The sequence below is a fragment of the Sphingopyxis sp. genome (genome assembly GCF_035998905.1).
Lineage (GTDB): Bacteria > Pseudomonadota > Alphaproteobacteria > Sphingomonadales > Sphingomonadaceae > Sphingopyxis.
Genome location: NZ_DASYHG010000029.1, coordinates 253,006 through 273,772 on the forward strand (window position 1 = coordinate 253,006; position 20,767 = coordinate 273,772).

Annotated in this window: 22 protein-coding genes; 4 read left to right on the plus strand and 18 right to left on the minus strand. The window is 64.9% G+C overall.

What is annotated here, in order from left to right:
* Positions 1-54 precede the first annotated feature (54 nt).
* From rpsQ to rpsL, 15 genes are all read right to left on the minus strand, one after another.
* The gene (rpsQ, locus tag VGN62_RS18475; protein WP_039578283.1) at positions 55-324 is read right to left on the minus strand and encodes a 30S ribosomal protein S17; all 270 of its coding nucleotides are present in this window, start codon (positions 322-324) and stop codon (positions 55-57) included.
* Between the two features lie 11 nt (positions 325-335).
* Complete coding sequence (gene rpmC, locus VGN62_RS18480; protein WP_054589693.1) at positions 336-539, minus strand: 50S ribosomal protein L29; 204 nt, start codon at positions 537-539, stop codon at positions 336-338.
* A gap of 4 nt (positions 540-543) precedes the next feature.
* Complete coding sequence (gene rplP, locus VGN62_RS18485) at positions 544-975, minus strand: 50S ribosomal protein L16 (protein ID WP_037515653.1); 432 nt, start codon at positions 973-975, stop codon at positions 544-546.
* Positions 976-986: 11 nt separating this feature from the next.
* Positions 987-1,694 carry a 30S ribosomal protein S3 gene (gene rpsC, locus VGN62_RS18490; RefSeq protein WP_054589691.1) on the minus strand — a complete coding sequence of 236 codons (708 nt, stop codon included), beginning with the start codon at positions 1,692-1,694 and terminating at the stop codon, positions 987-989.
* A gap of 1 nt (position 1,695) precedes the next feature.
* Positions 1,696-2,076: a 50S ribosomal protein L22 gene (gene rplV, locus VGN62_RS18495; RefSeq protein WP_037515650.1), complete on the minus strand. Its 381-nt coding sequence runs from the start codon at positions 2,074-2,076 to the stop codon at positions 1,696-1,698.
* Positions 2,076-2,351 (minus strand): 30S ribosomal protein S19, encoded by a 276-nt coding sequence (gene rpsS / locus VGN62_RS18500; RefSeq protein ID WP_037556370.1) that lies wholly within the window; start codon positions 2,349-2,351, stop codon positions 2,076-2,078. The genes rplV and rpsS overlap by 1 nt, the downstream gene beginning before the upstream one ends.
* A gap of 3 nt (positions 2,352-2,354) precedes the next feature.
* A complete protein-coding gene (gene rplB, locus VGN62_RS18505) occupies positions 2,355-3,191 on the minus strand; it encodes a 50S ribosomal protein L2 (RefSeq protein WP_327456622.1) in 837 nt (278 codons plus the stop codon).
* 22 nt (positions 3,192-3,213) lie between these two features.
* A complete protein-coding gene (locus VGN62_RS18510; protein WP_242772916.1) occupies positions 3,214-3,522 on the minus strand; it encodes a 50S ribosomal protein L23 in 309 nt (102 codons plus the stop codon).
* Positions 3,515-4,141 carry a 50S ribosomal protein L4 gene (rplD, locus tag VGN62_RS18515; RefSeq protein WP_062186277.1) on the minus strand — a complete coding sequence of 209 codons (627 nt, stop codon included), beginning with the start codon at positions 4,139-4,141 and terminating at the stop codon, positions 3,515-3,517. The genes VGN62_RS18510 and rplD overlap by 8 nt, the downstream gene beginning before the upstream one ends.
* A gap of 2 nt (positions 4,142-4,143) precedes the next feature.
* Positions 4,144-4,917 carry a 50S ribosomal protein L3 gene (rplC, locus tag VGN62_RS18520; RefSeq protein ID WP_327456632.1) on the minus strand — a complete coding sequence of 258 codons (774 nt, stop codon included), beginning with the start codon at positions 4,915-4,917 and terminating at the stop codon, positions 4,144-4,146.
* Between the two features lie 299 nt (positions 4,918-5,216).
* Positions 5,217-5,528: a 30S ribosomal protein S10 gene (gene rpsJ / locus VGN62_RS18525; RefSeq protein WP_003042199.1), complete on the minus strand. Its 312-nt coding sequence runs from the start codon at positions 5,526-5,528 to the stop codon at positions 5,217-5,219.
* A gap of 147 nt (positions 5,529-5,675) precedes the next feature.
* Positions 5,676-6,869 carry an elongation factor Tu gene (tuf, locus tag VGN62_RS18530; protein WP_037556362.1) on the minus strand — a complete coding sequence of 398 codons (1,194 nt, stop codon included), beginning with the start codon at positions 6,867-6,869 and terminating at the stop codon, positions 5,676-5,678.
* Between the two features lie 118 nt (positions 6,870-6,987).
* Entirely contained in the window at positions 6,988-9,081 is a 2,094-nt protein-coding gene (gene fusA / locus VGN62_RS18535; protein ID WP_327456635.1) for an elongation factor G, read from the minus strand.
* A 108-nt stretch (positions 9,082-9,189) separates the two neighbouring features.
* Positions 9,190-9,660 (minus strand): 30S ribosomal protein S7, encoded by a 471-nt coding sequence (gene rpsG, locus VGN62_RS18540; RefSeq protein ID WP_058818022.1) that lies wholly within the window; start codon positions 9,658-9,660, stop codon positions 9,190-9,192.
* A gap of 73 nt (positions 9,661-9,733) precedes the next feature.
* Positions 9,734-10,105: a 30S ribosomal protein S12 gene (rpsL, locus tag VGN62_RS18545; RefSeq protein WP_037515637.1), complete on the minus strand. Its 372-nt coding sequence runs from the start codon at positions 10,103-10,105 to the stop codon at positions 9,734-9,736.
* Positions 10,106-10,411: 306 nt separating this feature from the next.
* On the opposite strand from rpsL, the gene VGN62_RS18550 reads away from it, so the two are divergent.
* Positions 10,412-10,906: a DNA-deoxyinosine glycosylase gene (locus VGN62_RS18550; RefSeq protein ID WP_327456638.1), complete on the plus strand. Its 495-nt coding sequence runs from the start codon at positions 10,412-10,414 to the stop codon at positions 10,904-10,906.
* On the opposite strand, the gene VGN62_RS18555 is transcribed toward VGN62_RS18550, so the two are convergent.
* Both VGN62_RS18555 and VGN62_RS18560 read right to left on the minus strand, forming a co-directional pair.
* Positions 10,907-12,208 (minus strand): metal-dependent hydrolase family protein, encoded by a 1,302-nt coding sequence (locus VGN62_RS18555; protein WP_327456639.1) that lies wholly within the window; start codon positions 12,206-12,208, stop codon positions 10,907-10,909.
* Positions 12,209-12,250: 42 nt separating this feature from the next.
* Positions 12,251-14,635 (minus strand): S8 family peptidase, encoded by a 2,385-nt coding sequence (locus VGN62_RS18560; protein WP_327456642.1) that lies wholly within the window; start codon positions 14,633-14,635, stop codon positions 12,251-12,253.
* A gap of 250 nt (positions 14,636-14,885) precedes the next feature.
* On the opposite strand from VGN62_RS18560, the gene VGN62_RS18565 reads away from it, so the two are divergent.
* Positions 14,886-15,563, plus strand: a complete 678-nt coding sequence (locus VGN62_RS18565) for a pyrimidine 5'-nucleotidase (protein WP_327456644.1) — start codon at positions 14,886-14,888, stop codon at positions 15,561-15,563.
* Positions 15,560-16,402 (plus strand): 2,3,4,5-tetrahydropyridine-2,6-dicarboxylate N-succinyltransferase, encoded by an 843-nt coding sequence (gene dapD / locus VGN62_RS18570; RefSeq protein ID WP_327456646.1) that lies wholly within the window; start codon positions 15,560-15,562, stop codon positions 16,400-16,402. The genes VGN62_RS18565 and dapD overlap by 4 nt, the downstream gene beginning before the upstream one ends.
* Before the next feature lie 18 nt (positions 16,403-16,420).
* On the opposite strand, the gene VGN62_RS18575 is transcribed toward dapD, so the two are convergent.
* On the minus strand, positions 16,421-18,430 hold the full coding sequence (locus VGN62_RS18575; protein WP_414713299.1) for a DUF3857 domain-containing protein: 2,010 nt from the start codon (positions 18,428-18,430) through the stop codon (positions 16,421-16,423).
* A 237-nt stretch (positions 18,431-18,667) separates the two neighbouring features.
* On the opposite strand from VGN62_RS18575, the gene VGN62_RS18580 reads away from it, so the two are divergent.
* Complete coding sequence (locus VGN62_RS18580) at positions 18,668-20,758, plus strand: TonB-dependent receptor (protein WP_327456650.1); 2,091 nt, start codon at positions 18,668-18,670, stop codon at positions 20,756-20,758.
* The last annotated feature ends 9 nt before the right edge of the window (positions 20,759-20,767 follow it).

Genomic DNA, 20,767 nt, shown 5'->3' on the forward strand with positions numbered 1-20,767 from the left:
ATTTCCTTCTTTTTTGGCCTACCGGGATGCCCCGGCGGTTCCGTGAAACTCAGCTTAGGCGTCAGCAGCCGTCTTGGGCTTGCTGTGGGTGTCGACCTTGTCGAGCACCTTCCACGTCTTCAGCTTCGAAATCGGCTTCGTTTCCTCGATGCGGACGGTTTCGCCAGCCTTGATGGCGTTGTCCTCATCGTGGGCGTGATACTTTTTCGAACGGCGGATGATCTTGCCGTACAGAGGGTGCTTCACCTTCCGTTCGACCTTCACCACGACGGTCTTGTCGCCCTTGTCGGACACCACCGTACCGGTCAGAATGCGCTTCGGCATCGATAGTCTCCTTACTTCGCGGCCGAGCGCGAACGCTCGGTCTGCTGCGTCTTGATGCGCGCGATCGAACGGCGCACTTCCTTGACGCGTGAGGCCTTTTCAAGCTGGCCGGTGGCCGCCTGGAAGCGGAGGTTGAACGCCTCGCGCTTCAGTTCGCCAAGCTGTTCGGCGAGCTGGTCGTCGGTCTTGGCCTTGAAATCTTCGGTCTTGGCCATGTCCTTAACCCTCCAGGTGCGAGGTGTCGCCGAGGCGGGCGATAACCTTCGTCTTGATCGGCAGCTTCATCGCGGCGCGTTCGAACGCCAGCGCGGCCACGGGGCCGGGAACGCCGTCGAGTTCGAACAGGATGCGACCCGGCTTCACGCGCGCGGCCCAGAATTCCGGCGAACCCTTGCCCTTACCCATACGGACTTCGGCAGGCTTCGACGACACGGGGACGTCGGGGAAGATGCGGATCCACAAACGGCCCTGACGCTTGATCGCGCGGCTGATCGCACGGCGAGCCGCTTCGATCTGGCGTGCGGTGATCCGCTCGGGTTCCATCGCCTTCAGCCCGTACGAGCCGAAGTTCAGGCTGGTACCGCCCTTGGCATTGCCATGGATGCGGCCCTTGAAGGCCTTGCGGAACTTGGTTTTTTTCGGTTGCAGCATGTCAGCAGTCCTTAGCGGCGATCTTCACGAGCCGGACGGACACCGGTCGTCTGCGCATCGAGCATCAGACGGTCGGTTGCCATCGGGTCGTGACCAAGGATCTCGCCCTTGAAGATCCAGACCTTGATTCCGCACACGCCATAGGCGGTGTGGGCTTCGGCCTCGGCATAATCGACATTGGCGCGCAGCGTGTGCAGCGGCACGCGGCCTTCGCGGTACCATTCGGTACGCGCGATTTCCGCGCCGCCAAGACGGCCCGCGCAGTTGATGCGGATGCCCTCGGCGCCAAGACGCATCGCCGACTGAACGGCGCGCTTCATGGCACGGCGGAACGCGACGCGGCGCTCGAGCTGGTCGGCAATGCCCTGGCCGACGAGCTTGGCGTCGACTTCGGGCTTGCGGATTTCGACGATGTTCAGCGACACGTCGCTGCCCGTCATCGCGCCGAGCTGCTTACGCAGCTTTTCGATGTCCGCACCCTTCTTGCCGATGATGACGCCCGGACGGGCGGCATAGATCGACACGCGGCACAGCTTTGCCGGACGCTCGATCACGACCTTCGAGATAGCGGCCTGCGGCAGGTGCTTGAACACGAACTTGCGGATCTTGAGATCCTCGACAAGCATGCGGCCATAGTCCTGGCCTTCGGCGAACCAGCGGCTGTCCCAGGTGCGGTTGACCTGCAGGCGCAGGCCGATCGGATTGCTCTTCTGGCCCATCTTACGCCTCTTCTTCCTGTTCGCGCACGACAATGCGGATGCGGCTGAACGGCTTGACGATCCGGGTCGACTTGCCGCGGCCGCGTGCGTGCCAGCGCTTCATCGAGATCGACTTGCCCACGCTCGCTTCCTTGATGACGAGCGCATCAACGTCGAGGTTGTGGTTGTTTTCCGCGTTGGCGACGGCGCTGGCGAGAACCTTGCGCACGTCGACAGCCATCGCCTTCTTCGAGAAGGTGAGGATGTTCATCGCGTCTTCGACCTTGCGGCCGCGGATCAGCGCGGCAACGAGGTTCAGCTTCTGCGCCGAACCGCGAATCTGCGTGCCGACCGAGAGCGCCTCGTTATCGGCAACGCGGCGGGGGGACTTTTCCTTGCCCATTAGCGTTTGCCCTTCTTGTCAGCCGCGTGGCCGGGGAAGAAGCGCGTCGGCGCAAATTCACCCAGCTTCATGCCGACCATGTCTTCATTGACCGACACCGGCACGAACTTGCGGCCGTTGTAGACGTTGAAGGTCAGCCCCACGAACTGCGGCAGGATGGTGGACCGGCGCGACCAGGTCTTGATCGGGGCAGAGCTGCCGCCGTCCTGGGCCGTTTCGGCTTTCTTGAGCAGATGGAGGTCCACGAACGGACCCTTCCAGACCGAGCGAGCCATGGCTTACCTCTTCTTCTTCGCGTGACGCGACCGGATGATCATCTTGTCGGTCGACTTGTTGTGGCGCGTACGCGCACCCTTCGTCGGCTTGCCCCACGGGGTAACCGGGTGACGGCCGCCCGAGGTGCGGCCTTCGCCGCCGCCATGCGGGTGATCGACCGGGTTCTTTGCGACACCGCGCGTCAGCGGACGCTTGCCGAGCCAGCGATTGCGGCCGGCCTTGCCGAGGTTGGTGTTCTGGTTGTCGGGGTTCGACACCGCGCCCACCGTGCCCATGCACTCGCCGCGAATGTAACGCTGCTCGCCCGAACCGAGACGCACGATGACGAGACCGCGGTCACGACCGACGACCTGTGCATAGGTGCCAGCCGAACGGGCGATCTGGCCGCCCTTGCCCGGCTTCATCTCGATGTTGTGGACGATCGTGCCGACGGGCATCTGCGACAATTCCATCGCATTGCCCGGCTTCACGTCGGTCTTCTTGCCCGCAACGACGGTGTCGCCAACAGCCAGGCGCTGCGGCGCCAGGATGTAAGCCACTTCACCGTCTTCGTACTTGACGAGCGCGATGAACGCGGTGCGGTTCGGGTCATATTCCAGACGCTCGACGACAGCCGGCATGTCCCACTTGCGACGCTTGAAGTCGATGAAGCGGTACTTCTGCTTGTGGCCGCCAGCGATGCCGCGCGAGGTCACATGACCCTTGTTGTTGCGGCCGCCGGTCTTGCGCTTGCCTTCGGTCAGCGCCTTGACGGGCTTGCCCTTCCACAGCGACGACTTGTCGACGAGGATCAGGCCGCGCGAACCGGGGCTGGTCGGATTATAGGACTTAAGTGCCATTTTCTTTCGCCTCTTCCTACAATCAGACGCCGGTGGTGACGTCGATCGACTGGCCTTCGGCCAGGCGAACGATCGCCTTCTTCACGTCGCTGCGGGTGTAGGGCTTGCCCTTCCAGCGCTTGGTCTTGCCTTTGGTGACGAGCGTGTTCACGCCGATCACCTTGACATCGAACAGCGCCTCGACGGCGGCCTTGATGGCGGGCTTGGTCGCGTCGTTCGCGACCTTGAACACCACCGCGTTATTTTCGCTGAGCAGCGTCGACTTCTCGGTGATCACCGGAGCGAGGATCACGTCATAGTGACGCGCGTCGATGGTCTTTGCCTTAGCCATTGCAGCGGGCCTCCAGCTTTTCGACCGCCGCGCGGGTCAGGACCAGCGTGTCGGCACGGATGATGTCATAGACGTTGGCACCGATGGCGGGCAGGGCGTCGACACCGATGAGGTTGGCCGAAGCCATTGCGAAGCTTTCGTGCACCGCGTCACCGTCGATGAAGAGCGCGCGATTGCCGAGTTCGAGCTTGCCGAGCTTGCCGGCGAGCGCCTTGGTCTTCGCGTCCTTGAGCTCGAGCGTGTCGAGAACGACGAGCTTGCCGCCCTTCGCCTTGTCGCTCAGCGCCATCTTCAGGCCGAGGGTGCGGATCTTCTTGTTCAGCGAGTGGCCGAAGGTGCGGGCACGGGGGCCATGCGCCTTACCACCGCCGATGAAGATCGGCGCCTTGCGATCGCCGTGACGTGCGGTACCGCCGCCCTTCTGGCGACCGAACTTCTTGCCGGTGCGCGACACATCGCTGCGTTCGCGGGCGGCACGAGCCGGACCACGGCGCTTTTCGAGCTGCCATGCAACGACGCGATGCAGGATGTCGGCGCGCGCGTCGACACCGAAGACGTCGTCGTTGAGATCGATGTCGGTGCCGGCCTTGCCGTCGAGGGTCTGAACCTTGACCTTCATGATCAGGACTCCTGTGCGCCGTCGGTGGCCGCGGTGTCGACGACGGTTTCTTCAACCGGCGTTTCGACCGGCGCGTCGACCGGGGCATCGTTGGTATTGGCCGCGCTCTTGACGCCCGCCGGATAGGGGGCCTCCGGGTGACGCGGCAGCTTCACCGCATCGCGGACGAGCAGCCAGCCGCCCTTCGAGCCAGGGACCGAGCCCTTGACGAAGAGAAGGCCGCGCTCGACGTCGGTGCGGACGATTTCGAGATTCTGCTGGGTGCGGTTGCGCGCGCCCATGTGGCCGGCCATCTTCTTGTTCTTGAAGACGCGGCCCGGATCCTGGCGGTTACCGGTCGAACCATGCGCACGGTGGCTGATCGAAACACCGTGGCTCGCGCGCATACCGCCGAAACCCCAACGCTTCATCGCACCGGCAAAGCCCTTGCCCTGGGTCACGCCCTGGATGTCGACGATCTGGCCGGCAACGAAGTGATCGGCCGACAGTTCGGCGCCGACGTCAAGCGTCGCGTCGTCGGCGACGCGGAATTCGACGAGCTTCGCCTTGGGCTCGACTTCGGCCTTGCCATAGGCGCCGCGCTGCGGCTTGGCGACGTTCTTCGCCTTGGCCGAACCGGCACCGAGTTGAACGGCTACATAGCCGTCACGTTCTTTATCGCGCACAGAGACGACCTGGCAGCCTTCGAGGCTCAGAACGGTGACGGGCACGTGGCGGCCGTCGTCCTGAAACAGGCGGGTCATCCCCATTTTCTTCGCGATCACGCCAGTACGCATGATCATACTCCTCAACAGAGGCCGGGCGGACCATTCCGCACGGCGTGTGGGACCTCATCAAGGCGAACCCCAACGAGAACCCTCCCAGCCCAGAATTTCGATGCATCGCCCCGTCCGGGCTGAGGTGCCGCGCCCCGTAGGAGAAGCGGCGAGACGGGGGACGCAGCCCGGACCATGTTTCTTCCGAAGAAGAGGTCCGGCGGTATCCACCCTATCGTCGGTCCGGATCGCGCCGGACAATGCAGTCACCGAAGTGTCCTGCCGATAGAGACCCCGGCTTTCGCCGGGGCTGCGTTGGCTTAGGCCAACTTGATTTCGACGTTCACGCCCGCGGCGAGGTCGAGCTTCATCAGCGCGTCGACCGTCTGCGGGGTGGGCTGCACGATGTCGAGCAGCCGCTTGTGGGTACGCACCTCGAACTGCTCGCGCGACTTCTTGTCGACATGCGGACCGCGGTTCACGGTGAATTTTTCAATACGCGTCGGAAGCGGGATCGGACCGCGAATGAGTGCGCCCGTACGACGTGCCGTGTCGGCAATGTCGGTGGTGGCCTGATCGAGCACGCGGTGATCAAAGGCCTTCAGGCGAATGCGAATATTCTGCGTTTCCATGACTGTTCCAGTCGAATCCCGTCTAACGATGCGAAAGAGCCGAAATGGCCTGCTCCGACTTCCGCAGGGAAGCCGGATCGGCCATCAAAAACCTTTAAGCTACGAGCCGCGCGAATCAGTCCGAATCGCGCGGCTCGCGGCCCTATATTACTTTGTGATCGTCGCCACAACCCCTGCGCCGACCGTACGGCCACCTTCGCGAATTGCGAAGCGGAGACCCGGGTCCATCGCGATCGGGGCGATCAGCTTGACCGACAGCTGGACGTTGTCGCCCGGCATGACCATTTCGGTGCCCTCGGGGAGGATGACCTCGCCGGTGACGTCCGTGGTGCGGAAGTAGAACTGCGGACGATAGTTCGCGAAGAACGGCGTGTGACGGCCGCCTTCGTCCTTCGACAGGACGTACACTTCCGAGGTGAACTCGGTGTGCGGCGTGATCGAGCCGGGCTTCGCCAGAACCTGGCCACGCTCGACTTCTTCACGGCCAACGCCACGGATCAGCGCACCGATGTTGTCGCCAGCCTGGCCCTGGTCGAGCAGCTTGCGGAACATTTCGACGCCGGTGACGACGGTCTTCTTGGTGTCCTTGATGCCGACGATTTCGACTTCTTCACCAACCTTGACGATGCCGGTTTCGACGCGGCCGGTGACAACCGTACCACGACCCGAGATCGAGAACACGTCTTCGATCGGCATCAGGAAGGGCTTGTCGAGCGGACGTTCCGGCTGCGGGATCCACTCGTCGACAGCCGCCATCAGCTTCAGGATCGCGTCCTTGCCGATGTTGTCGTCGCGGCTTTCCAGCGCGGCGAGCGCCGAACCGGCGATGATCGGAATATTGTCGCCGTCGAAGTCACGCTTCGAAAGTTCTTCGCGGATTTCGAGTTCGACGAGTTCGAGCAGTTCGGGATCGTCGAGCTGGTCGACCTTGTTGAGGAACACGACCATCGTGGGAACGCCGACCTGCTTCGCGAGCAGGATGTGCTCCTTGGTCTGCGGCATCGGGCCGTCAGCGGCCGACACGACGAGGATCGCGCCGTCCATCTGGGCGGCACCGGTGATCATGTTCTTAACATAGTCGGCGTGACCCGGGCAGTCGACGTGCGCATAGTGGCGGCCGTCGGTTTCATATTCGACGTGGGCGGTCGAAATGGTGATGCCGCGCTCGCGCTCTTCGGGAGCCTTGTCGATGTTCGCGAAGTCGACGGCGGCGTTGCCGGCGACGTTTTCGGCGAGCACCTTGGTGATCGCTGCGGTCAGCGAGGTCTTGCCATGGTCGACGTGACCGATGGTGCCGATGTTGCAGTGCGGCTTCGTCCGCTCAAATTTAGCCTTGGCCATGATGGTATAACCTTCTTGTTCAATGTTTGCGTTGATCAGTCCTGGACGAGCCTGCTGAATCAGGCGCCGCCCTTAGAGGGTCTTGCCGCGCGGTGCAAGCCCGCGCGGCTTTGACCCATCAGGCCATCTTGGCCTTCACTTCTTCGGCGACGTTGGTCGGCACTTCTTCATAATGCGAGAATTGCATCGAGTAGCTCGCGCGACCCTGGCTGAAGCTGCGCAGCTGGTTCACATAGCCGAACATGTTCGCCAGCGGAACGATCGCCTCGACGACCTGGGCGATGCCCCGGCTGTCGGTGCCCTGGATCTGGCCGCGGCGGCTGTTAAGGTCGCCGATCACGTCGCCCATGAACTCCTCAGGGGTAACGACTTCGACCTTCATCACCGGCTCGAGCAGCTTGATGCCGGCCTTCGCCGCCACTTCGCGCATCGCCGCACGGCCTGCGATTTCGAACGCCAGCGCCGACGAGTCGACGTCGTGGTACGCGCCGTCCGTGAGCTTGATTTCGAAGTCGATGATCGGGAAGCCGATCATGTGACCGTTTTCGGCCGACTCGCGCATGCCCTTTTCGACCGACGGGATATATTCGCGCGGAATGTTACCGCCCTTGATCTCGTCGATGAAGGTGATGCCCGCGCCGCGTTCGCCGGGGGCGACGCTGACCTTGACGCGGCCGAACTGGCCCGAGCCGCCCGACTGCTTCTTGTGGGTATAGTCGACGTCGACAGCCTTCGCGAGCGATTCGCGGTACGCCACCTGCGGCGCGCCGACGTTCGCTTCGACCTTGAACTCGCGCTTCATGCGATCGACGAGAATGTCGAGGTGAAGCTCGCCCATGCCCTTGATGATCGTCTGGCCCGATTCATGGTCGGTCGACACGCGGAACGAGGGATCCTCGGCGGCCAGGCGATTGAGCGCGATGCCCATACGTTCCTGGTCGGCCTTGGTCTTCGGTTCCACCGACAGCTCGATGACCGGCTCGGGGAATTCCATCCGCTCGAGGATGATCGGCGCGTTGGTCGCGCAGAGCGTGTCCCCGGTGGTGGTTTCCTTGAGGCCGGCGAGCGCGACGATGTCGCCCGCATAGGCTTCTTCGATGTCTTCGCGGCTGTTCGCGTGCATCAGCAGCATGCGGCCAACCTTTTCCTTCTTGTCCTTCACCGAGTTCAGGTAGGTGCCCTTGTTGAGCGTACCCGAATAGATGCGGGCGAAGGTGAGCGAGCCGACGAACGGATCGTTCATGATCTTGAAGGCGAGCAGCGACAGCGGCGCCGAGTCCGAAGTCTCGCGCGAGTCGGGCTGGTCGTTCGACGGGTTGATGCCCTGGACGTCAGGAATGTCGAGCGGCGAAGGCAGATAGTCGACGACCGCGTCGAGCAGCGCCTGCACGCCCTTGTTCTTGAACGACGAGCCGCACAGCACGGGCACGAACGCTTGCGCCAGCGTACCCTTGCGGATCAGCGCCTTCAGTTCGGGAACGGCAGGCACCGTGCCTTCGAGATAGGCTTCCATCGCATCGTCGTCCTGTTCGACGGCGAGTTCGACGAGCTTTTCGCGATATTCGGCAGCCTTGTCCTTCATGTCCGCCGGAATCTCTTCGTAGAAGAATTCGGCGCCGAGGCTTTCGTCCTTCCAGATGATCGCGCGTTCGTTGACGAGGTCGACGAGGCCGATGAAGTCGCTTTCGGCGCCGATGGGCAGATAAAGCACCGCCGGCGTCGCACCGAGGCGATCGATGATCGTCTGGACGCAGTAGTAGAAGTTCGCACCGGTGCGATCGAGCTTGTTGATGTAGCACATGCGCGGAACTTTATACTTGTCCGCCTGGCGCCACACGGTTTCCGACTGCGGCTCGACGCCGGCCACGCCGTCGAACGCGGTGATCGCGCCGTCGAGCACGCGCAGCGAACGCTCGACCTCAATCGTGAAGTCGACGTGTCCGGGGGTGTCGATGATGTTCAGACGATGCTCGGGACCCTTGCCTTCGTCGGCCTTCCACAGGCAGGTCGTCGCGGCGGACGTGATCGTGATGCCGCGTTCCTGTTCCTGCTCCATCCAGTCCATCGTCGCGGCGCCGTCATGGACTTCGCCGATCTTGTAGGACTTGCCGGTGTAGTAAAGGATGCGCTCGGTCGTCGTGGTCTTGCCGGCGTCGATGTGCGCCATGATCCCAAAGTTGCGATATTTATCGAGCGGATGGCTGCGTGCCATGGTCTTTTCCTTGGATTTGGGGGGCGGCCCTTGCGGCCACCCCCGATATAGGAACGATTGTTACGATTGCGAGACGCGCCCCACGAGATGCAGGGGCGTCCGCGCGGGTTACCAGCGGTAGTGCGAGAAGGCGCGGTTCGCTTCCGCCATGCGGTGCGTGTCTTCGCGCTTCTTCACGGCGTTGCCACGGTTGTTCGACGCATCGAGCAGTTCGCCCGACAGGCGCGCCGCCATCGTGGTTTCGCTGCGGTTGCGCGCCGCGGTGATCAGCCAGCGGATCGCGAGCGCCTGCGCACGGTCCGGACGGACTTCGACCGGAACCTGATAGGTCGCACCGCCGACGCGGCGGCTGCGGACTTCGATGTTCGGGCGGATGTTCGCGAGCGCTTCGTGGAACACGCCGAGCGGTTCCTTCTTGGCGCGGGCTTCGACCGACTCGAGCGCACCGTAAACGATGCTTTCGGCGACGGACTTCTTCCCGTCCAGCATGACGCTGTTCATGAATTTCGACAGCACCGTATCACCGAAACGGGGATCGGGCAGGATTTCGCGGCGTTCAGGACGACGACGACGAGCCATAGGTAATTCCTTTTACAACAGCATCCCGGCGCATACGCAGCCAGGGATGATCAGATAGCCGAAAAAGCGGTCCTTACTTCGGACGCTTCGCGCCGTACTTCGAACGGCTCTGCTTGCGGTCCTTCACGCCCTGCGTATCGAGCACGCCGCGCAGGACGTGGTAACGCACACCGGGAAGATCGCGGACACGACCGCCGCGGATCAGCACGACGCTGTGTTCCTGGAGGTTGTGGCCTTCGCCGGGGATGTAGGTGATGACTTCGCGCTGGTTGGTCAGGCGGACCTTCGCAACCTTGCGGAGCGCCGAGTTCGGCTTTTTCGGGGTCGTCGTGTAGACACGGGTGCAAACGCCGCGCTTTTGCGGGTTTGCGTCCATCGCCGGGACCTTGGACTTCACCTTCTGGGGAGTCCGGCCCTTGCGGACCAGCTGGTTGATCGTGGGCATGAATGCTTCACCTTTAAATGTCCGCCCATCAAAGCGAACGGTTACTGTACTGCGGTGGATGAAGCTCCGGCCGCTAACCCGCCAGAAATGGCGAAAAACGGCCGACCTGATAACAGCAAAAGACCCCGGCAGACCTGCAAGATCTCCCGGAGGCTCCATCCGCGCCAGCAATGTTCAAGCGCTGTTGTAACCGAAAGAGGCAGCAAACCGCCCTTTTCGGTCGAGCGCGCCCCTAGACCCGATTCCTTCCGCGGTCAAGGGGCGGGCAATATTGTTGCGCCGGTCGGGGCGGGCTATCGGTCGGCGATGCCCGCCGTCCGCCACGCCAGCTTTGCCCCGCACGTCGCGCCCGACACACGGTTGCTGATATTGGGAAGCCTGCCTGGCGTCCGTTCGCTCGCCGAACGGCAATATTATGCGCATCCGACGAACCAGTTCTGGCGCCTGCTCGGCGCGGTTACGGAGCGGCCGCTTGCCGATATGCCCTATGACGACCGGCTGGCGGCGCTGCGCGCGGCAAAGGTCGGGCTGTGGGACGTGATCCGCAGCGCCGAGCGGCGCACGAGCAGCGACGCGCTGATCCGCGAGGCCGAAGCGCACGACCTTGCAGCGCTGATCGCCGATCTGCCCGACCTCTGCATGATCGCCTTCAACGGCGGCAAGGCCGCGGCAATCGGGCGAAAGCAACTGCCGCCGCTCGAAGGCATTACGCTCGTCGACCTGCCGTCGAGCAGCGCCGCGCATACGATCGGCTTCGACAAGAAGCGCGACCGCTGGCTGGCGCTGCGCGGCGCGCTCTGATCAGTCGACGACGCTGCCGCGCGCCATCACGAAATCGACCTTCTTGAGCACGCGCACGTCGGCGACCGGATCGCTCGCGACCGCGATGATGTCGGCGCTCTTGCCCGGCGCGATCGTGCCGATCTCGTTCGACAGGCCGAGCAGGTCGGCGGCGTTGACCGTCGCGGCCTTTAGGGCTTCGACCGGGGTCATGCCGTTCTGGACCATCAGTTCGAACTCGTCGCCGTTGCGGCCGTGCTTCGACACGCCGGCATCGGTGCCGAACGCGATGCGCACGCCTCTGGGCACGAGCTGCTGGAGGCTCTTGCCGGTGATTTCGATCCGCCATTTGATCTTGGCCAGCACGTCGGGTTCGTACGCGTTCGCATTCGCCGCGAGCCGTTCCTTGTAGCCGTTCACCGTCGACAGCGTCGGGACATAATAGGTCTTCGACTTCGCCCATTGGCTGATCGTCGCCTCGTCGAGGATCGTGCCATGTTCGATCGAGTCGGCGCCCGCGGTCAGCGCGAGGCGGATGCCGTCGGCGCCGTGCGCGTGGACCGCGACCTTCTTGCCGAACAGATGCGCGGTATCGACGATCGCTTGCGCCTCGTCGTCGAACATCTGCTTGCCGAGGCCCGCGCCGATGCGGCTGTTCACGCCGCCGGTCGAGGCGAATTTGATCACGTCGGCCCCGCGGCCGATCTGGAGCCGCACCGCACGCCGACAATCGTCGGCGCCGTTGCAGGTATTGCCCGCGCCCGCGAAGAAGGGGCGGAGCTCGTCGCGATAGCCGAGCGAACCGTCCATATGCCCCGCGCTGCCCGAGATGCTGTTGCCCGCATCGACGATGCGCGGGCCCTGCACCTTGCCGTCGAGGATCGCGTCACGCAGCGCCAATGTCGCGCCGTCGCCGTCGCCGAGGTTGCGGACGGTAGTGAAACCCGCACGGAGCGTCTTCATCCCGTTCGCCTCGGCATTGAACGCCTGCGCCGCGGGACTGAGCGTGACCTCTTCGAGCTGGCCCGCGATGCCGCCGGCGTCGCTCGTCAGATGGACGTGGCTGTCGATGAGGCCGGGGAGGACATATTTGTCCTTGAGGTCGATCAGCGTCGCGCCAGGGTCGGCGGGCTGGAAACCGTCGGCGATCGCGACGATCCGGCCGCCCTCGACGACGATCGTCGAGGCGCCGCGCGCAGGCTTGCCGGGTTCGGCGAGCAATTGGCCGGCGTGGATGACGGTGCGCGCCGGCGCCTGCGCGGCGAGCGGCGTCGCGAGCGCCGCACCGACAAGCGCGAACGGAAGAAGGTGAATCGGCTTCATTCTGGCATCCCCTGTTTTGGATTTGGGGAGCGTTAAAGCCGATCAGAAGCCCATCGTAAAGCGCACCGCCGCACCCTGGTCGTCGGGCATCGCGGCGATGTGGCCGGGATCGCGGCGCCACCATGTGTTGGCGACCAGATCGCCGCCGAACAGCGCCATCGCATAGCTCGCCTCGACCACCAGTTCGCGTCCCGTTGGCGCCAGATGATAGGTCCGGCGGCTGAAGTCGGTGCGGCCGCTCGCATAGTCATGCGCGACGGGAAGCGTCAGGTCGATGCCACCGCGCGCGACGCGCAGTGGCTGCGCGAAGCGGAGCGCGGCGCGGTCACCCGGCTGCACCAGATTCGCCTTCGCGATGTCGAACGAGAAGGCCGACGACCAGAGCAGGCCGTCAGCGACGAGGCCGCGGCTGTCGGCGCGCGTCCGCATCTGGCGCCAGGCGGCTGCAATTTGCCAATCATCGCGCATATCGAGGATGAGGCTGGCGTCGCCGACGAGGCTGGTCGCGCCGCCCGCGCCGAAAACGGGGCCGAGGCGCGCGCCGAGGAGGCTGTCCGATTCGCGCAGCCAGCTGGCGCCGAGCGCGGCGCGGACGGGACCGAAGCGCGCATCCCACGCGGCGCCGAAGCGCTGGTAGCGGCTGTCGCGGCCCGAGCGATAGCGGAGCAGGGGGTCGTCCTGCCAGCGCGAACCCGACACCCAGCCGCTTTCCGCATATATATTAACGTATTGATTAGTAGTAATATTATGTCGGATTAGGGTTCCAATACCGGGGCTCGATGCAAAGCCCAGCCCCTCATGCGCGCCGTCGCCGATGAGCATCGCATGGCCGCTGTCGCCGCGCTCGCCCGCGAGCAGGCCGCCGGTGCCGCGCCCGGCGGCGAAGCCGATGCGCGTGTGCGCATCGAGGCGCGTGACGACCGAGGCGGCGATGGTGCGCGCACGCTGCGCGTCGTGGAAGGAGAGGCCGGCGAGCGCATCGCTGCCGCCCGTGCCCGGCGCGGTGACGAGCGACAGCGCGGTCGCCCGGCTCGCCGCACTTTGCTGGCGGACAAGCCCCCCGATCGCCCCCGACAGCTTGAAGTCGGGGCGTCGCCGCGCGAGCGACTGGCCGAAATCGACGTTGAAGGCGCGGCCGAAACTGTCGGTGACCAGCCCCATCGTACCGACGCGGCCGGCATCGCCCATCGGGCCGCCGAGTATCCCGAGCGGCGCATCGAGCGCCACTGCGGTCGACGTGCCGGCGAGCGCGGTCGCACCCATCGGCTGGAAAGCGCGCGCGATATCGAGAATGCCCTGCCCATAGACCGCATCGTCGCCCGTCGCCCCCGCATCGCGCGCCGATTGATAGAGCAATTGCACGATTTGCTGGCTCGACAGGTTGGGAAAGGCTTGCGCGATCAGCGCGACCGCGCCTGCGACCTGCGGGGCGGCAAAGCTGGTCCCGTTGAGCACGAAGACAAAATTGCCCTCGGTCTTGAGCACGCCATTTTGATAGGCGCAGCACACGCCTTCGCCGAGCGCCGATAAATAGGAAGCGGCATAAGCGCCGGCGCGGTTGCTGAACGCCGAGCTGACGCCATTTTCATTGACCGATCCGGCGATGATGATGAGTCCGCCGCCCGCATCGCGCAAACCCTGCGCGAAACGATCGGGGTTGTTCGGGTCATTGCCGTTCGCGGTCGTATCGCCGTCATTACCCGCCGAGACGATGACGATGATCCCCGCAGCCGTCGCGCGCGCGACCGCCGCACGCAGCGTCGTACCCGGCGGATCCTGGCCGCCGAGCGAGATATTGACGACGCGCGCGCCCGCGCTGACCGCGCGGTCGAGCCCCGCCGCGATCGCGGTTTCGGGATAACGGCAGCCGCTTTCATCGTTCGACGGATCCTCGGTCGCGCAGCTGCCCGGCCGGTCGGCGCGCAGCACGAGGAGGTTGGCGTTGAACGCGATGCCGAAGGTCCCGGCGTCATTTTTTCCGCCGAGCAGAACCTGCGCGACGTTGGTCCCGTGCGTCCCTTCGCCGTTGATCCCGCGCGTCCCCGCCAGGTCGGCCGACTGGGGCGAGATGCGGCCGGCAAATTCGGGGCTGTCCTCGTCGATCCCGTCGTCGATGACCCCCGCCAATATGCCCTGTCCGGTCGCGCCCGCCTGATAGGCGGTGATCGCGCCGTGGAAATTGACCCCGTCGGACATGCGGGTTTCGGCGGTATTGAAATTGCCCGTGGGCGGCGGGGTCGGCGTGGGGGTTGGCGCGGGCGTCGGTGTCGGGGCGGGAGCGGGCGGAGGTGCAGGTGTCGGGGAGGGACGGGCGCCGCCGCCACCCCCGCCGCAAGCCGCCAGCGACAGCGCCGCGAAGCCGAGCAAAAGGGACAAAGACCGTCCAGCCATCCGGTGGATGCGGCTGCGTCGGTTCGCGTCGGCCATGGCCGTTCCCCTTTGCCCTGATATCCGCCTCTTAGCGCAGCGGAGAAAGGAGGGGTAGCATCATGCGGTTAATTGCACGTTCCCGATCCTCCCTGCCGCGAAGCGGTGGCGAGGGGGACCGCCAAAGACGGTGGAGGGGCGAAAACGTCGCGGCCCCTCCGTCAGCGCTTTGCGCTGCCACCTCCCCACGGCTCCGCCGCAGGGAGGATCTTTCGTTGCCGACATCTTCGTGAACCCCTATGCGGCCCGCATGTCCGCCCCGCTCGACCATATCGACAGCTGGATCTTCGATCTCGACAACACGCTCTATGCGCCGTCGGCGAAGCTGTTCGATCTGATCGACGAGCGGATGGGCGCCTTCATCATGCGGCTGCTGAATGTCGACGCGGTCGAGGCGCGGCGCGTGCAGAAGCAATATTTCCACGACCATGGCACGACGATGGCGGGGCTGATGCGCCATCACGGCGTGCAGCCCGAGGATTTCCTTGTCGACGTCCATGATATCGCGCTCGACCGGCTGGGCGTCGATACGCGGCTGCGCGCCGGGCTCGAGCGCCTGCCCGGGCGCAAGCTGGTCTTTACCAACGCCGATGCCGATTATGCGGCGCGCGTGCTCGCCGCGCGCGGGATCGCCGACCTGTTCGACGGCATCTGCGACATCCGCGTCACGCGCTATACGCCCAAGCCCGACCCCGCCGCCTATACGATGATGATATCGCATCTGGGGGTCGATCCGGCGAAGAGCGTCTTCGTCGAGGATATGGCGCGCAACCTGACGCCCGCGAAAGCGCTCGGCATGACGACCGTCTGGCTGGACAATGGCAGCGAAAGCGGTCATCGCGACCACCTGCCGGAACATGTCGATTTTCACGCAGCCGACATCGCCGACTGGCTCGACAACCTGCCTTTACCTTGGGGAATTTCATGACCACCGACCTCATATCGACGATCGAAGCCGCTTGGGATGACCGCGACGCGCTGGGGCTGACGACGACCGGGGCGGTGCGCGAGGCGGTCGAAACCGCGCTCGCGGGGCTCGACGACGGCAGCTATCGCGTTGCCGAGCGGGACGCGGGCGGGACCTGGCAGGTCAACCAGTGGCTGAAGAAGGCGGTGCTGCTGTCCTTCCGCCTCAACGACATGGAACTCATCGAAGGCGGCCCCGGCGGCGCGCGCTGGTGGGACAAGGTGCCGTCGAAATTCGCCGGCTGGGGCGAGAATCGTTTCCGCGACGCGGGCTTCCGCGCCGTTCCCGGCGCGATCGTCCGCCATGGCGCGCATATCGCCAAGGGCGCGGTCCTGCTGCCGAGCTTCGTCAATATTGGCGCACGCGTCGGCGAGGGGTCGATGGTCGACGCCTGGGCCACCGTCGGCAGCTGCGCGCAGATCGGCGCGAACGTCCATCTGTCGGGCGGCGCGGGGATCGGCGGCGTATTGGAACCGCTGCAGGCGGGGCCGGTGGTGATCGAGGACGGCGCCTTCATCGGCGCGCGCGCCGAGGTCGCCGAGGGCGTGATCGTGCGCGAGGGCGCGGTGCTGTCGATGGGTGTCTACCTCGGCGCCTCGACCAAGATCGTCGATCGCGCGACCGGCGAGGTCTTCATGGGTGAAGTTCCCGCTTATTCGGTCGTCGTGCCGGGCGCGCTGCCGGGCAAGCCCTTGCCCGACGGGACGCCGGGGCCGTCGCTCTATTGCGCGGTGATCGTCAAGCGCGTCGATGCGAAAACGCGCGCGAAGACCGGGATCAACGAGCTGCTGCGCGACTGATCGCCGCCCGCGCCGCGATCAGCGCATCGTGGCGGGCGACAGGCACGGGACGGTGTCGGCGGTCCAGTCGATCTCGTCGGTCGCGGGTACGACCCGGCTGCCGGGCACCAGCGGCTTGGCGACGGCGGGCTTGTAAAAGACCCATGCCATGCTGTTGTCGAAGCCCGCGATCCGGCCATTGTCGCGTCGTGCGCTGACTGCATCGATTTCGGGTTGTTCGACGCGCAAGCCGCGAACCATCCGGATCGAGCCGTCGCGGACATCGATGGCGCGATAATAATTCTTGCCGAAAATGCGCGTGTCATAACCCGATTTGAAAGACCAGTTCGCGGCGTTTGTCGTCGCCGGCAGCCGCAGCGTCGTGACGCGGCAGTCGAATTCGGGGGCGCTGTAATAGGGCAGATCCTGATTCTGGTCCGCCGCGCGCGCGCGCCGTTCGGGCGGGCTGAATCCGCCGCCGGGAAGCGCGACCGACTTGTCGCCGTCCCCGTCATCCTTCCAGTCGACCGTCCATGTGCCGGTGATCGTGAGAATGCTCGCTTCGGCCTTTTGGTCGTAGCGCCATTTGACGTCGTCGACCGTCTCCCACGTTCCCCCCACCAGCTGCTGGCGCATGCCGTCGCGCAACTGATCGGCGGTCAATCCGGACAGCTCGACCTGCTGTTGCAGCCCCGGGATGCCGCGAACGATGCTGGTGTTCGTCACCCGCGCCGGCCGGTCGAAGCCCGCGCGCGCGTCGATGTCATAGAGGGTGATTTCGTTCGGCTTACTGGCCATCCGCCATTCGAGTTTCTGAAGCGCGCTGCCCTTCGCGGTCACCGGCAAGACCCAGCGATAGGGAATCGCCGGCGTGGCGGCGGCCGGAACGACCGGCGGGAGCGTGCCGTCGAGCCAATAGGCGGAACCGTCGATCTTTGCCCGCACCAGCACATGGTCGAACATCCCCGGATTGGGCAGGCGTTCATCGAGGCCGTCGTCGGCGCCGCTGTTGTTGGCGAGGACAGCCTCGGCATCGATCCCTAGCCTGCCGAGCAACCCCAGCAGCAGCGCGGTCTTGCCCTTGCAGTCGCCGTAACGCCGCTGCCAGCTTTCCTCGGCGGTGGCAGGGGTCAGGTTTCCGCTGTCCAGCCCGACATAGATGTAACGCACATCCTGTTGCACCAGTTTCAGCGCGGCGTTGACACGGTCGAGCGGCTTTGCGTGCGCGGCGGCAATGCGCTGCGCCTCCTTGTCGAGCGGCGAGCCATCGGCGATCGCCGCGGCCTTTGCGTACAGCGGAGCGAAGTGCCGCGAAATCGTCGCCCAGTCGGCGAAGTCGGTGAATTCGACGATCCGCTGCCATTGAAAGCGTGCCGGCGCCTCCTTCGGCGGCGTCAGCAGCGCCGGATTGTCGAACCGGAAGTCGATGCCGCCGTCGCGCGATACGCCGATCGCCGTCATGTCGGAGGTCATCCGGACCGCGGGCTTCAGCCCCTTGTCCCAACTCAGCCCCAGCCGGTAGCGGCCGGGCGCCGGGCTGGGCGCTAGAAAGAGAAGCCCCGAATCATTCTTTCCGAGCGTGGGGTCGCTCGATCGCGTCGTCAGCCCGACCTCGAGCTCGTCGCCGACGCGCAGGTCGGGCACGCGAAGCACCGCGGTGAGGACGCCGTCGAGCTTCGCGGCTTCCAGCTGATCCTCGCGGCGGAGGATTTCGAACGATGTCTTTTCGAGAACGTCGATCGTCTCGTCGCCCCGATGAACCTTGACCAGATGCACCATGGGAGCGCCCGACGCGGGATTCCAGGCGGTCGAGACATTGCCGATCTGCAACGCGTTCGGATGGAGGATCCGGATGCGATAGCCCAAATATTGCGCCTGTCCCTGTTCGTCGAGATGAATGAGCACGTCCTGACGCCGCGTGAAGAACATCCCGCCGGCGTCATCGGGAACCGCCATCAGATCGGATGGTACCGCCCAGTCGGGCACCGGACCCCGCTGTATCCGATTGTCTTCGGCACGAACCGGCGCCTGCGCGAGCACAGCCACCATGAATATCGAAACTGGAAAGCGCACTATAACCCCCCGCAACTGCGCGGCATAATGTCGTGAATTCACCGCGATGCAAGAAGAGACCCGGGACCCTCGCCAAAAGCGGGGCCGAAGCGCGTCGCCATGCCCTCGTCGAATGACGCCAACCGTTGGTAGACAATATGGCGCCGGATAATTATTGCGAACTATTCGCGATTGTGCGCTGCGCTTGTTTCATGGCGGCTGCGAGGGGGAAATATGCCGGCCGTTTTTCATGCGTCATCGCTTGCCATTGCGGCGCTGCTGTCGGTCGCGCCGGCTGCAGCGCAGGAGCCGACGGGCGATGCGCCGCCAGCCGTGCCGACACCCGCGAACGGCGCGCAGCGTTATGCGCCCGTCGACTTTACCCGCTTTGCACCGCGCACCGCGCTCGACATGGTCGAAAAGGTGCCCGGATTCCTGATCGTCACCGGGACCAACGGCGGCGAGCGCGGGCTGGGCGCGGCGACCGAGAATGTGCTGATCAACGGCGAGCGCATCGCGAACAAGTCGACCGACGCGCGCACCGCGCTGGCGCGCATCACCGCGGCCGAAGTCGCCTATATCGATATCGTCGACGGCGCCGGGCTGAACGTGCCGGGACTGACCGGACAGGTCGCCAATGTCGTGCTCGTCGCCGGCGCGGGGAGCGGCGGGTTCCAGACGACGGTCCGCTGGCAGCCCGAATGGCGGCCGCGGCTCGACAAGAACTGGCTGAACGGCGAAATTTCGACGACGGGCAGGATCGGCGGCACCAATCTGACGCTGAGCCTCAAGAATGAGGCGAACCGGCAGGGCCATTGGGGGCCCGAGCGCGTCTATGACGGAAACGGTGCGCTGCTGTTCACGCGCGACGAGTTCGGCGCCTATAATGGCGACCGACCGCGGCTGTCGGCGGCGCTCGCGCGCACGACCGCGAACGGCAACAAATGGAATCTGAACCTTGGCGGCCAGCTCCAGCTCCTCGACGAGCGCGTCGACAGCGTGTCGGAGCGGCCCGTCGCCGGCACGGTGCGCGAGACGTTCAAATTCACCGAAGACGAATATAATTTCGACATCGGCGGCGATTATGAGCTGGGGCTGGGCAAGGAGCGGCTGAAGCTGATCACGCTCTATCGCTTCGAGCACAGCCCCTTCGTCGACAGCTTCATCGTCGACCGCGAGATTGGCGGACGCACCGGCGAGCGGTTCAAGCAGACTGCCGACGAGGGCGAATCGATCCTGCGCGGCGAATATAGCTGGCGCACCGCCGGCGGCACCGACTGGCAGGTCGCGCTCGAAGGCGCTTACAACACGCTCGACGTCGATTCCGAATTTGCGGTGCTGCAACCCGACGGCAGTTTCCGCCCCGTCGTTTTCGGCGGCGAGCGCACGAAGGTCGAGGAAAAGCGCGGCGAGGCCTCGCTCACGTGGGGGCGTTCGCTGGCTTCGAACCTGACCGCGCAGCTCAACCTTGGCGCCGAATATAGCGAGCTCACCTCGTCGGGCCCGGACGGGCTGACGCGCCGCTTCGTCCGGCCAAAGGGCAAATTGGCGCTGGCGTGGAAGGTCGGCGAAAAGACGACGATCAACTGGTTCGTCCAGCGCCGCGTCGACCAGCTCGACTTCTTCGATTTCGCAAGCTCGGTCGACGTCGCGAACGGGCAGGGCAATGGCGGCAACGGCCTGCTCGTGCCACCGGTCCTCAACCGCACCGAGCTGGAGGTCGTGCAGGACATGGGCGGGTGGGGCAATGCGTCGATCGCCTTCGCTTATGCTTATGCGCAGGACCTCGTCGACCAGGTACCGCTCTCACCGACGACCGAAGGGCGCGGCAATTTGCCGCCCGCGCACCTGTATCGCATCAGTTCGAAGGCGACCCTGCTGCTCGACCGGCTGGGATGGAAGGGCGCGCGGATCAACAGCGATGTCACCTGGCGCCGCAACCGCGTACGCGATCCGCTCACCGACCTGTGGCGCGACCAGAGCGAGGGGCAGGAATATGTCGTCGACCTCAGCCTGCGCCACGACATCCCGCACACCAACCTTGCGTGGGGCGCGGGCTATTTCGACGAGCGATTCAGCCCGAATTTGCGGCTCGGTGCGATCGAGAAGGAATATACCGACGGGCCGTTCGCCACCGCCTTTATCGAGCATAAGAATGTCGCGGGCTTCACGGTGAAACTGTCGTACCGCAACCTCGCGAACATGAAGGACGGGTTCAACCGGACGGTGTTCGTCGACCGGCGCGATGGGCCGGTCGCGTTCAGCGAGCGAAGGCTACGCAGATTCGGGCGGTTTTTCCAGCTGACGGTGACGGGGACGCTTTAGGCGCCCACC